Genomic DNA, 12,162 nt, shown 5'->3' on the forward strand with positions numbered 1-12,162 from the left:
CTATGTGCGGAATCGTTGGCTATGTGGGCGGACAGTCGGCACTCGATGTCGTGATCGCCGGCCTCAAGAGGCTCGAATACCGGGGCTACGACTCGGCCGGGGTCGCGGTGCTCTCCGACGGGGGGCTCGCCGCGGCGAAGAAGGCCGGCAAGCTGGTCAATCTGGAGAAGGAGCTGGTGGACCGCCCGCTGTCGAGCGGCTCCACCGGCATCGGCCACACCCGCTGGGCCACCCACGGCGGGCCCACCGACGCCAACGCGCACCCGCACCTCGACAACGCGGGCCGTGTCGCCGTCGTCCACAACGGCATCATCGAGAACTTCGCCGCCCTGCGGGCCGAGCTGGCCGACCGCGGCCACCGCCTCACCTCCGAGACGGACACCGAGGTCGTCGCCCACCTGCTCGCCGAGGAGTTCTCCTCCGTCGGCGACCTCGCCGAGGCCATGCGGCTGGTGTGCAAGCGGCTCGACGGGGCCTTCACCCTGGTCGCCGTCCACGCCGACCAGCCGGAGGTCGTGGTCGGCGCCCGCCGCAACTCCCCGCTCGTCGTCGGCGTCGGCGAGGGCGAGAACTTCCTCGCGTCCGACGTCTCCGCCTTCATCGCGCACACCCGCTCGGCCATCGAGCTCGGCCAGGACCAGGTCGTCGAGCTCACCCGCGAGGGCGTCACCGTCACCGACTTCGACGGCGCCCCCGCCGAGGTGCGCGCCTTCCACATCGACTGGGACGCCTCCGCCGCCGAGAAGGGCGGCTACGCCTCCTTCATGCTCAAGGAGATCGCCGAGCAGCCCAAGGCCGTCGCCGACACCCTGCTCGGCCGGATCGACGCCGAGGGGAACCTGCGCCTCGACGAGGTGCGCATCCCCGCCGCCGTGCTCCGCGAGGCCGACAAGATCGTCATCATCGCCTGCGGCACCGCCTTCCACGCCGGACTCATCGCCAAGTACGCCATCGAGCACTGGACCCGGATCCCCTGCGAGGTGGAGCTGGCCAGCGAGTTCCGCTACCGGGACCCGATCCTCGGGCAGCGCACCCTGGTCATCGCGATCTCCCAGTCCGGAGAGACCATGGACACCCTCATGGCGGTGCGGCACGCACGCGAGCAGGGCGCCAAGGTGCTCGCCGTGTGCAACACCAACGGCTCGACCATCCCGAGGGAGTCGGACGCCGTGCTCTACACGCACGCCGGGCCCGAGGTCGCCGTCGCCTCCACCAAGGCCTTCCTCACCCAGCTCGTCGCCTGCTACCTGCTCGCGCTCTACCTCGGCCAGGTGCGCGGCACCAAGTGGGGCGACGAGATCCACGCCGTCGTCCGCGAGCTGGCCCGGATCGCCGACGAGGTCGAGCGGGTCCTGGAGACCATGGAGCCGGTCCGCGCCCTCGCCCGGTCACTGGCCGACCGGGACACGGTGCTGTTCCTCGGCCGGCACGTCGGCTACCCCGTGGCCCTCGAAGGCGCCCTGAAGCTGAAGGAACTCGCGTACATGCACGCGGAGGGCTTCGCGGCCGGCGAGCTCAAGCACGGCCCGATCGCCCTGATCGAGGAGGGCCTGCCGGTGGTCGTGGTCGTGCCGTCGCCGCGCGGCCGGTCCGTGCTGCACGACAAGATCGTCTCCAACATCCAGGAGATCCGGGCCCGGGGCGCGCGCACGATCGTGATCGCCGAGGAGGGCGACGAGGCCGTCGTCCCGTACGCCGACCATCTCTTCCGCATCCCCGCTACGCCTACGCTTCTCCAGCCGCTGGTCTCCACCGTGCCCCTCCAGGTCTTCGCCTGCGAACTGGCGACGGCACGGGGCAACGAGGTCGACCAGCCGCGCAACCTGGCCAAATCCGTGACGGTGGAGTGAGTGGACAGATGATCATCGGGGTGGGGATCGACGTGGCCGAGATCGACCGCTTCGCGGCGTCGGTCGAACGGACGCCGGGGCTGCTCTCGCGCCTCTTCGTCGAGCGCGAACTGATGCTGCCCAGCGGCGAACGGCGGGGGAACGCCTCACTGGCGGTCCGGTTCGCCGCCAAGGAGGCCCTCGCGAAGGCGCTCGGCGCCCCGGCGGGGCTGCACTGGACGGACGCCGAGGTGTACGTCGAGGACACCGGGCAGCCGCGCCTGCGGGTCCGCGGGACGGTGGCCGCCCGGGCGGCCGAACTGGGCGTGCGGCACTGGCACGTGTCGCTCAGCCACGACGCGGGAGTGGCGTCGGCGGTGGTGATCGCGGAGGGGTAGCGCCCTCCACGCCGCGCCGAGGGTGGCGGGCCGCGCGCCGAGCGGAGAGGGTGGGTGCCATGCGTACCGCTCATCGTGTGGAGACCGTACGGGCCGCCGAGGCCGAACTGATGGCCCGGCTGCCGGAGGGCGCGCTCATGCAGCGCGCCGCGGCCGGGCTCGCCGCCGCCTGCTGCGCACTGCTGCCCCGGGTGTACGGGGCGAGGGTCGTGCTCCTCGTCGGGAGCGGCGACAACGGTGGCGACGCCCTCTACGCCGGGGCCCGGCTCGCCCGGCGCGGGGCCGGGGTGACGGCCGTGCTGCTCGGGGCGCGGGCCCACGAGGGCGGGCTCGCCGCACTGCGGGCCGCCGGGGGGCAGGTCGTCGGCGAGCACGACGACCCCTACGACGCGCTGGCCGTCGCCGACCTCGTCCTCGACGGGATCACCGGCATCGGCGGGCGGGGCGGACTGCGGCCCGACGCCGTGCCCGTCGCCCGGGCGGCCCGCGGCTCCGACGCGGTCGTCGTCGCCGTCGACCTGCCGAGCGGCGTCGACGCGGACACCGGCGAGGTGACGGGGGAGGCGCTGCGGGCCGACGCGACCGTCGCCTTCGGCACGTACAAGCCGGGGCTGCTGATCGACCCGGCCCGGGAGTACGCGGGCGCGCTGCGGCTCGTCGACATCGGGCTCGGCGCGACCCTCCCCTCGGTCCCCGACCTGGAGGCGCTGCAGCACGAGGACCTGGCGCGGATGCTGCCGGTGCCCGGGGCCGAGAGCGACAAGTACCGGCGCGGGGTCGTCGGCATCGTCGCCGGCTCCGCCCGCTACCCCGGTGCCGCCGTCCTCGCCGTCGAGGGCGCGCTGCGCGGCGGCGCGGGCGCCGTCCGGTACGTGGGGCCGGCCGGCGAGGCGGTGATCGCAGCCCGCCCCGAGACGCTGGTGCACGCGGGGCCCCCGGCGAAGGCCGGCCGGGTCCAGGCGTGGGTCGTCGGGCCCGGCCTCGGCGACGGGCCGGGTGTCGCGGAGGTGCTGGCGACGGACGTCCCCGTGCTGGTCGACGCGGACGGCCTGCGGGACCTGTCCCCGCAGACCGTGCGGGGCCGCCCCGCGGCCACCCTGCTCACCCCGCACGCCGGCGAGGCGGCGGCGCTGCTCGGCGTCGCCCGCGAGGAGGTCGAGGCGGGACGGCTCGCGGCGGTCCGCGAGCTGGCGGCCCGGTTCGGCGCGACGGTCCTCCTGAAGGGCTCGACGACGCTGGTGTGCGGGGCGGGCGGCGCGGGGCCGGTGCGGGTCAACCCGACGGGGACGTCGTGGCTCGCGACGGCGGGGAGCGGCGACGTGCTGTCGGGGCTCGCGGGGTCGCTGCTGGCCGCGGGGCTTCCCGCCCTGGAGGCCGCGTCGGCCGCCGCGTACCTCCACGGGCTGGCCGCCCGGCGTGCCTCGCGGGGCGCGCCGGTGGCGGCGGGGGACGTGGCGGCGGCGCTGCCGGGGGCCTGGCGGGACGTCACGGGGGGGTGAACGGGACCCGCGCCGCCGCTCGGCGGGACGTCGCGGGAGAGCGAAGCAACCGCCGCCGCTCGGCCGGACGTCGGGGGGAGCGACGCCCCGCGCCGCCACTCGGCGGAACGTGTGGGGCCGTAGGTGGTGTACCGCAGGCGGGGCCGGGCGGGGCGGCGTGGGATGGGTGGGTGATCAGATGGAGAAGGCGTCGTCGTGGCGTCACCGCGTTGTTGTTCGCCCTGGCTCTCGTGGCGCCCTCGCCCGCGCTCGCCGACGCGCCCGAGCCCGGTGAGGACCTGCTGCCGGGCGGGGTCGGCGCCGCGCGGGCCGAGTACCCCATGGACACGCCCGACCAGGTGCTGCCGCCGCGCCGGCCGGACGGGGAGCTGCCGGTGCCCGAGCCCGAGGACGAGGTGGACGAGCTCGTCGAGTTCCTGCCGCGGAGCGCCGCCGGGGCCGCCTGCACCGCGAAGGCCGGGCCCCACCAGAGGCGGGTGGAGCGGCTGCTGCGGCTGAGGGCCGACGGGAAGCAGTCCGCTGCGGACTGCCGGGCCATCCGGGCCTTCCAGCGGTCGCAGAAGATCAAGCCGGCCAACGGGTACGCGGGACCGGTGACCTGGGGCCGGGCCGAGCTGCTGGCCGCCCGCGCGCACCCCAACGCCGCCGGGAGGTGCCCGGTGCGCGCGTACACCGTCGCCTGCGTCGACCTCGACCGCGAGCTGATGTGGGTGCAGAAGGGGACGCACGTCACGTACGCGGTGGTGAACGTGCGCAGCGGGCGGGCCGGGTACCGGACGCGGACCGGGTGGCACGAGGTCTACTGGCGCCACAAGGACCACTGGTCGTCGATCTACAACACGCCCATGCCGTACTCCCAGTTCTTCAGCGGCGGCCAGGCCTTCCACGCCGTCTACGGGCAGATCGCCACGCCCACCGGCAGCCGCGGCTGCGTGAACCTGAGCCACGGCAACGCGCGGAAGCTGTGGGACGTCCTGCGCAAGGGGGACCGGGTCTACGTCTGGGGCAGGCGGCCGGAAGGCTGAGCGGGCCCGGGGACCTGAGAGACTGGGCGGCGATGACTGAGACACCACTGCCCCGCCGGGCCCGCGCCGAGATCGACCTCGGCGCGCTGCGCGCGAACGTCCGCGCGCTGCGCGCCAGGGTCGCCCCGCACGTTCAGATCATGGCCGTGGTCAAGGCCGACGCGTACGGGCACGGTGCCCTGCCCTGTGCCCGAGCCGCCGTCGAGGCCGGCGCGACCTGGGTCGGGACGGCGACTCCGCACGAGGCGCTCGCGCTGCGGGCGGCCGGTCTGCTGGACGTGCGGATCATGTGCTGGCTGTGGACGCCGGGCGATCCGTGGGCGGAGGGCATCGAGGCCGGGCTCGACATGTCGGTCAGCGGCATGTGGGCGCTGGCCGAGGTCGTCCAGGCGGCCCGGGAGACCGGCCGCCGGGCCAGGATCCAGCTCAAGGCCGACACGGGCCTCGGGCGCAACGGCTGCCAGCCCGCCGACTGGCCGGAGCTCGTCACCGAGGCGCTCAAGGCCGAGGCGCAGGGGCTGGTCAAGGTGACCGGGCTCTGGTCGCACTTCGCCTGCGCGGACGAGCCGGGGCATCCGTCGATCGCCGCCCAGCTCGACCTGTTCCGCACCATGCTCGACTTCGCCGAGAAGGCGGGCGTCGCGCCCGAGGTGCGGCACATCGCCAACTCGCCGGCCACCCTGACGCTCCCCGAGTCGCACTTCGACCTGGTGCGGCCCGGCATCGCCATGTACGGCGTCTCGCCCGCGCCCGAGGTCGGCACCTCCGCCGAGCTGGGACTGCGGCCGGTGATGAGCCTCAAGGCGAGCGTCGCCCTGGTCAAGGACGTGCCGGGCGGACACGGGGTGTCCTACGGGCACCACTACACGACCCCCGGCGACACCACCCTCGGACTGGTGCCGCTGGGGTACGCGGACGGGATCCCGCGGCACGCCTCCGGGCGCGGCCCCGTGCTCGTCGACGGCAGGGTCCGCACCGTGTCCGGACGGGTCGCCATGGACCAGTTCGTGGTGGACCTCGACGGCGACCGGCCGGCACCCGGCACCGAGGCGGTGCTCTTCGGGCCCGGCGACCGCGGCGAGCCGACGGCCCAGGACTGGGCCGACGCCGCCGACACCATCGCGTACGAGATCGTCACCCGGATCGGCGCGCGCGTCCCGCGCGTCTACCTGGGCGAGTAAGAGGGGGCGGGGCGGCCGTGGGCGAGGAGACCTGGCGGCGGGCCGGCTGGGCCGGTGCCGCGATAGGAGTGCTCGCGGCCGGGGCCGCCGCCGGTGTCGCGGTGGAGCGGCTGACCGTCGGGCGTTCCGTACGGGAGAAGGCACGGCTCGTGCTGGACGCCGAGGGCCCCTACGGGGCGGTGCGCGGCGCCCCGGGGTGGGCGGTCGCCGACGACTCCACGCGCCTGTACTTCGAGGTCGACGAGGTCGAGGGCGACGCGCCCGCGCCGCGCCGGCGGCGCCTCTTCGGGCGGAAGGCACCCGCGCCCGTCACGGTCGTCTTCAGCCACGGCTACTGCCTCAACCAGGACTCCTGGCACTTCCAGCGGGCCGCGCTGCGCGGTCTGGTCCGCGCCGTGTACTGGGACCAGCGCAGCCACGGACGGTCCGGCCGCGGCGCCGAGCAGGCGGGTCCCGACGGCGTGCCCGTCTCCATCGACCGGCTGGGCGGCGACCTCAAGGCCGTCCTCGACGCCGCCGCTCCCGAGGGCCCGCTGGTGCTGGTCGGGCACTCCATGGGCGGGATGACGATGATGGCGCTGGCCGACCGCCATCCGGAGCTGGTGCGCGAGCGGGTGGTCGGCGCCGCCTTCGTGGGGACCTCGGCCGGGAAGCTGGACGAGATCAGCTACGGGCTGCCGATGGCCGGTGTGAACGCCGTGCGCCGGGTGCTGCCCGGGGTGCTGCGGGCGCTCGGCTCGCAGGCGGAGCTGGTGGAGCGGGGGCGGCGGGCCACCGCCGACCTCTTCGCCGGGCTCATCAAGAGGTACTCGTTCTCCTCGAAGGACGTGGACCCGGCGGTCGTCCGGTTCGCGGAGCGGATGATCGAGTCGACTCCGATCGACGTGGTCGCCGAGTTCTACCCGGCGTTCGTCGAGCACGACAAGGGGGCGGCGCTCGCGGCCTTCCGCGAGCTGCCGGTGCTCGCGCTGGCCGGCGACCGCGACCTGGTCACGCCCAGCTCGCACACCGAGGCCATCGCCGACCTGCTGCCGGACTCCGAGCTGGTCATCGTGCCGGACGCCGGGCACCTGGTGATGCTGGAGCACCCGGAGGCGGTCACCGACCGGCTCGCCGACCTCCTCGGGAGGGTGGGGGCGGTCGCCCTCGGCGGATAGGGGCCGGCGGGCGGGGGTCGGCGGATGGAGCGCCGGCGGATAGGTAGGTTGGCGGACATGGACACTCCGCACATCCAGGCCACCCTCGACGTCGACTCGCCCGCGCGCATGCAGGAGCTCGGCCGCCGCCTCGCGAAACTGCTGCGCCCCGGCGACCTCGTGATGCTCACCGGCGAGCTCGGCGCCGGGAAGACCACGCTCACCCGCGGTCTCGGCGAGGGGCTGGGCGTCCGTGGGGCCGTGACCTCGCCGACCTTCGTCATCGCGCGCGTCCACCCCTCGCTGGTCGGCGGCCCCGCGCTGGTCCACGTCGACGCGTACCGCCTGGGCGGCGGCCTCGACGAGATGGAGGACCTGGACCTCGACGTCTCGCTGCCCGACTCGGTCGTCGTCGTGGAGTGGGGCGACGGCAAGGTCGAGGAGCTGACGGACGACCGGCTGCACGTGCTGATCCACCGGGTGGTCGGCGCCACCGAGGACGCCGAGGACGACCGCCGGACCGTGGTGCTCAACGGGATCGGCGCCCGGTGGGCCGACGAGGACCTGCTGCTGGGCTGAACGTACGTAGGTTCCGACAACGTGTCGGGAAAATGTTGCGTCAGTGCTCCGCGCCGTGGTCACATGGAATCACGAGCTGGTTAGGTGTACCTAACCTACGGGAGGCATTCATGGCGACGCCGGAGCACGCCGTTCGGATCGACCACACCGCGGACGGCGTCTCGATGAGAGAGCTGCTGGCCTCCTGTGCCGCGGCCAGCGCCGTCTCGACGCCGCCGCGCGAGCCCGAGGCGGCGGACGAGCAGGAGTCTCCGGTACGCGGGGAAGCCGCGTAGGCGGTACGCGAGGGGTCGCGTCAGGCGACGACGACGACCTTCGCGCCGATCACCGCGAACGTCCACAGCGCGTCGCCGTCCGCCCGCTTCATGCGCACGCCGCCGGTCTTCTTCGACGGGTCCGGCTTCGGCGTCGAGCCGTCCACCGCCGCGCTGAAGCCGATCGACACGTCCTGGACGGTCGCGAACCGCACCACGTGCTCGATCTGCACCCCGTCCGAGCCGCGCACCGCGCCGGAGCGCGAGGTCACCGCGTACACGCCGGGCGGCGGCGAGACGGTGCTGGGCATCACCGAGAAGGTGTGGGTGACCTGGTTCTTCTCGTCCACGAGCCACACCCGGTGGTCGTCGAGGGCGTAGACCACGCGCTCGCCCTTGCCGGAGCCCGCGGGCACCGCCAGCGGGTCCTTCGGCGCCGGCTTCGGCTTTCCGCTCGCGGTGGCCGAGGGAGCCGAGCTCGGGGCCTGCGGCTTGGCCGCCAGATCGGCGGCCGACGGCGCGGCGGCCGAGGCCTGGTAGGCGAGGAAGCCGATCACGGCCACGGCGGCCGCGGTGAGCCCGGCCACGAATCCCGAGCTGCTCCTTGCCACCGCACGCCCACCTTCTGTCGTACCTACGTATCGGTGCCTGACCGTAGCAGCCGCCGCCCCGCGGGGGCGGGGCGCCGTACGCCGGACACGCCCTGCGCTCCGGCGCCGTAGGCTGTTCGCGTGCTCTTGCTCGCCATGGATACCGCCACCCCCGCCGTCACCGTCGCCCTGCACGACGGCGACTCCGTCGTCGCCGAGTCGAGTCAGGTCGACGCCCGCCGGCACGGGGAGCTGCTGCTGCCCGCCGTCGACCGGGTCCTGAAGCAGGCCGGGCTGACGCTGGACGCGGTGACCGGACTGGTGGTCGGCGTCGGCCCCGGCCCGTACACCGGTCTGCGCGTCGGCCTGGTCACCGCCGCCTCCTTCTCCTCCGCGCTCGGCGTGCCGGTGCACGGCCTGTGCACCCTCGACGGGCTCGCGTACGCCTCCGGCATCGAGGGGCCGTTCGCCGTCGCGACGGACGCGCGCCGCAAGGAGGTCTACTGGGCCCGCTACGCCGACGCCCGCACCCGGGTGACCGACGCGGCCGTCGACCGGCCCGCCGACATCGCCGAGCAGCTCGCCGGAGTGCCCGTGGTGGGCGCCGGTGCCCGGCTGTACCCGGAGGCCTTCCCGGACGCCCGCGACCCCGAGCACCAGTCCGCCGCCGCGCTCGCCGCCCTCGCGGCCGAGCGGCTCGCCGCGGGCGGGGACGGCTTCCTCGACCCGCTGCCGATGTACCTGCGCCGCCCCGACGCGCAGGTGCCCAAGAACTACAAGGTGGTCACGCCGAAGTGAGCGGCGTGGCACTGCGCGAGATGCGCTGGTGGGACATCGGCCCCGTGCTCACCCTGGAGGCCGAGCTGTTCCCCGAGGACGCCTGGTCCGAGGGGATGTTCTGGTCGGAGCTCGCGCACTCCCGCGGCCCGCGCGCGACCCGCCGCTACGTGGTGGCCGAGGACGCGCGGGGCCGGATCGTCGGGTACGCGGGGCTCGCCGCGGCCGGCGGGCTCGGCGACGTCCAGACCATCGCCGTCGCCCGCGACCAGTGGGGCAGCGGCCTCGGCGGGCGCCTCCTCACCGATCTGCTCCAGCACGCCACGGCCTTCGAGTGCGACGAGGTCCTGCTCGAAGTGCGCGTGGACAACACCCGGGCCCAGAAGCTCTACGAGCGCTTCGGCTTCGAGCCCATCGGTTTCCGACGCGGCTACTACCAGCCCGGAAACGTGGACGCGCTCGTGATGCGACTGACCGTTCAAGGAACTGAGACTGATTCTGATGGCTGCTGACGAACCGCTCGTACTCGGCATCGAGACCTCCTGCGACGAGACCGGCGTCGGCATCGTCCACGGGACCACCCTCCTCGCGGACGCCGTCGCCTCCAGCGTCGACACCCACGCCCGCTTCGGCGGCGTCGTGCCCGAGATCGCCTCCCGCGCGCACCTGGAGGCGATGGTCCCGACGATCGAGCGCGCCCTGAAGGAGGCCGGCGTCTCCCCGAAGGACCTCGACGGCATCGCCGTCACCGCGGGCCCCGGCCTCGCGGGCGCGCTGCTCGTCGGCGTCTCGGCGGCCAAGGCGTACGCGTACGCCCTCGGCAAGCCGCTCTACGGCGTCAACCACCTCGCCTCGCACATCTGCGTCGACCAGCTGGAGCACGGCCGGCTGCCGGAGCCGACGATGGCCCTGCTGGTCTCCGGCGGGCACTCCTCGCTGCTGCTGTCCTCGGACATCACCTCCGACGTGCGGCCGCTGGGCGCGACCATCGACGACGCCGCCGGCGAGGCCTTCGACAAGATCGCCCGCGTGCTCGACCTCGGCTTCCCCGGCGGTCCGGTCATCGACCGGCTCGCGCGGGAGGGCGACCCGAAGGCGATCGCCTTCCCGCGCGGACTGTCCGGCGCGAAGGACCCCGCGTACGACTTCTCGTTCTCCGGTCTGAAGACCGCCGTGGCCCGCTGGATCGAGGCCAAGCGGAACGCGGGCGAGGACGTGCCGGTCCGGGACGTCGCCGCGTCCTTCCAGGAGGCGGTCGTCGACGTGCTCACCCGCAAGGCCGTGCGGGCCTGCAAGGACGAGGGCGTCGACCACCTGATGATCGGCGGCGGCGTGGCCGCCAACTCGCGGCTGCGGGCGCTCGCGGAGGAGCGCTGCGAGCGGGCCGGCATCCGGCTGCGGGTGCCCCGGCCGGGCCTGTGCACCGACAACGGCGCGATGGTCGCGGCCCTCGGCGCCGAGATGGTCGCCCGCAACCGGCCGGCCTCCGACCTGGAGCTGTCCGCCGACTCCTCGCTGCCGGTGACGGACCCGCACGTGCCGGGGGCGCACGCCCACGACCACGTGCACGACCACGACCACGTGCACGAGGTCAGCAAGGAGAACCTGTACCCGTGACCACGGTGACCCTCATGTGGGAGGCCCGTGCCGTCGAGGGCCGCGGCGCCGAGCTGCTGGACTGGGCGCGGGCCCGGGCCCGGGAGCTGCCGGCCGTGCCGTCGCGCCGCGAGACCTTCCGCGCGCCGCAGGACCGGGTGCTCGTGCTGACGTGGTGGGAGACGGCGGACGGCCTGGGGGCGGAACTCCCCGAGCTGCCGGAGCCGGACGCGGAGCTGGTCACCCGTCCGGTGCACCGCTGGCGCTTCGAGTCGATCGAATCGAACGAATCCGTGTAAGTGGGGCAACCGTTCGAGCGGTGAGCGCATCCCACAGCGTGTGAAGAAGAAGATCGCGCTGTGGGCGGCGCTCACCACCGCGGCGCTGCTCGTGACGACCGCCTGCACGACGACGGCCGACGCGGACAGCACGGCCCCGAGCACCGGGACCGGCACGCCGACGGCCAAGGCCTCGCACACGCCGGACGCGCCCGACGCCGCGGCCGCGCGGGCCGCCGCGTACCGCAAGTGGGGGCTCAAGCCCTTCCCGGCGCCGCCCGCCCCGCCCGCGAGGAAGCCGGTGAACCGCGGGCCCGGCGGACCCGTCCCCGTGGTCAGCGACATCCCCACCCGCGAGAAGATCGTCTTCATCACCATCGACGACGGCGCCGAGAAGGACCCCGAGTTCGTCGCGATGATGCGCGACCTCCGGATCCCCGTGACGATGTTCCTCACCGACGCGGCCATCCGCGCCGACTACCGCTACTTCGCCCCGCTCGTCGCCCAGGGCCACGGCGTCGCCAACCACACCCTCACCCACCCCAACCTGCGCACCCTCTCCGAGGACGCCCAGCGCAGGGAGATCTGCGGCCAGCAGGAGAAGCTGACCAAGGAGTACGGGAAGCGGCCGCGCCTCCTCCGCCCGCCCTACGGCAACTGGAACGAGTCCACGCGCGCCGCGGCCGCCCGCTGCGGGATCGACGCGATCGTGCTGTGGCGCGAGTCCATGCAGATCAAGAACATGCAGTACCAGCGCGGGGACCGCAAGCTGCACCCCGGCGACATCATCCTGGCCCACTTCCGCGGACCGTCCGAACTCAAGGGCACCTCGATGACCGAGATGACCGCCAACCTGCTGCGCCACATCCAGGAGCAGGGGTACACGGTGGCGCGCCTGGAGGACTACCTCTGAGCCGCCCCGAAAGAAAACGGAGGAAATACCGGCGCGGTCGTCGATGCGGGCGTCTCCCGTTCGACGTATGAGTGTGAAGGCGGGGAACGGCCCCGCCACCGCACCCG

14 protein-coding genes are annotated in these 12,162 nt (G+C 74.2%); 13 read left to right on the forward strand and 1 reads right to left on the reverse strand.

Annotation, left to right across the window (positions count from 1 at the left end; all coding sequences use genetic code 11):
• Positions 1-2: 2 nt before the first annotated feature.
• The 8 genes from glmS to OG309_RS22490 all read left to right on the forward strand — a co-directional run bounded on the left by glmS (position 3) and on the right by OG309_RS22490 (position 7,922).
• The gene (gene glmS / locus OG309_RS22455; protein ID WP_329423228.1) at positions 3-1,850 is read left to right on the forward strand and encodes a glutamine--fructose-6-phosphate transaminase (isomerizing); all 1,848 of its coding nucleotides are present in this window, start codon (positions 3-5) and stop codon (positions 1,848-1,850) included.
• 8 nt (positions 1,851-1,858) lie between these two features.
• Positions 1,859-2,227, forward strand: a complete 369-nt coding sequence (locus OG309_RS22460; protein ID WP_329423229.1) for a holo-ACP synthase — start codon at positions 1,859-1,861, stop codon at positions 2,225-2,227.
• A gap of 59 nt (positions 2,228-2,286) precedes the next feature.
• On the forward strand, positions 2,287-3,726 hold the full coding sequence (locus OG309_RS22465; RefSeq protein WP_329423230.1) for an NAD(P)H-hydrate dehydratase: 1,440 nt from the start codon (positions 2,287-2,289) through the stop codon (positions 3,724-3,726).
• Between the two features lie 173 nt (positions 3,727-3,899).
• A complete protein-coding gene (locus OG309_RS22470; RefSeq protein WP_402545463.1) occupies positions 3,900-4,751 on the forward strand; it encodes a L,D-transpeptidase family protein in 852 nt (283 codons plus the stop codon).
• Between the two features lie 32 nt (positions 4,752-4,783).
• Positions 4,784-5,932, forward strand: coding sequence for an alanine racemase (gene alr / locus OG309_RS22475; RefSeq protein ID WP_329423232.1), 1,149 nt, complete (start codon positions 4,784-4,786; stop codon positions 5,930-5,932).
• Positions 5,933-5,949: 17 nt separating this feature from the next.
• Positions 5,950-7,089 carry an alpha/beta fold hydrolase gene (locus OG309_RS22480; RefSeq protein ID WP_329423233.1) on the forward strand — a complete coding sequence of 380 codons (1,140 nt, stop codon included), beginning with the start codon at positions 5,950-5,952 and terminating at the stop codon, positions 7,087-7,089.
• A gap of 57 nt (positions 7,090-7,146) precedes the next feature.
• The gene (tsaE, locus tag OG309_RS22485) at positions 7,147-7,647 is read left to right on the forward strand and encodes a tRNA (adenosine(37)-N6)-threonylcarbamoyltransferase complex ATPase subunit type 1 TsaE (RefSeq protein WP_329423234.1); all 501 of its coding nucleotides are present in this window, start codon (positions 7,147-7,149) and stop codon (positions 7,645-7,647) included.
• Between the two features lie 110 nt (positions 7,648-7,757).
• Positions 7,758-7,922, forward strand: coding sequence for a hypothetical protein (locus tag OG309_RS22490; protein ID WP_329423235.1), 165 nt, complete (start codon positions 7,758-7,760; stop codon positions 7,920-7,922).
• Positions 7,923-7,942: 20 nt separating this feature from the next.
• On the opposite strand, the gene OG309_RS22495 is transcribed toward OG309_RS22490, so the two are convergent.
• Positions 7,943-8,512 (reverse strand): L,D-transpeptidase, encoded by a 570-nt coding sequence (locus OG309_RS22495; RefSeq protein WP_329423236.1) that lies wholly within the window; start codon positions 8,510-8,512, stop codon positions 7,943-7,945.
• A gap of 120 nt (positions 8,513-8,632) precedes the next feature.
• On the opposite strand from OG309_RS22495, the gene tsaB reads away from it, so the two are divergent.
• Genes tsaB through OG309_RS22520 form a run of 5 tightly spaced genes read left to right on the forward strand, consistent with a single transcriptional unit; the run spans position 8,633 to position 12,055 of the window.
• Positions 8,633-9,289, forward strand: a complete 657-nt coding sequence (tsaB, locus tag OG309_RS22500) for a tRNA (adenosine(37)-N6)-threonylcarbamoyltransferase complex dimerization subunit type 1 TsaB (protein WP_329423237.1) — start codon at positions 8,633-8,635, stop codon at positions 9,287-9,289.
• A gap of 20 nt (positions 9,290-9,309) precedes the next feature.
• On the forward strand, positions 9,310-9,780 hold the full coding sequence (gene rimI / locus OG309_RS22505; protein WP_329428485.1) for a ribosomal protein S18-alanine N-acetyltransferase: 471 nt from the start codon (positions 9,310-9,312) through the stop codon (positions 9,778-9,780).
• Positions 9,770-10,885, forward strand: a complete 1,116-nt coding sequence (gene tsaD, locus OG309_RS22510; protein ID WP_329423238.1) for a tRNA (adenosine(37)-N6)-threonylcarbamoyltransferase complex transferase subunit TsaD — start codon at positions 9,770-9,772, stop codon at positions 10,883-10,885. The genes rimI and tsaD overlap by 11 nt, the downstream gene beginning before the upstream one ends.
• A 14-nt stretch (positions 10,886-10,899) precedes the next feature.
• Positions 10,900-11,163: a hypothetical protein gene (locus OG309_RS22515; RefSeq protein WP_329428487.1), complete on the forward strand. Its 264-nt coding sequence runs from the start codon at positions 10,900-10,902 to the stop codon at positions 11,161-11,163.
• A gap of 40 nt (positions 11,164-11,203) precedes the next feature.
• The gene (locus OG309_RS22520) at positions 11,204-12,055 is read left to right on the forward strand and encodes a polysaccharide deacetylase family protein (RefSeq protein WP_329423239.1); all 852 of its coding nucleotides are present in this window, start codon (positions 11,204-11,206) and stop codon (positions 12,053-12,055) included.
• Positions 12,056-12,162 lie beyond the last annotated feature (107 nt).

This window comes from Streptomyces sp. NBC_01268, from assembly GCF_036240795.1.
GTDB lineage: Bacteria > Actinomycetota > Actinomycetes > Streptomycetales > Streptomycetaceae > Streptomyces.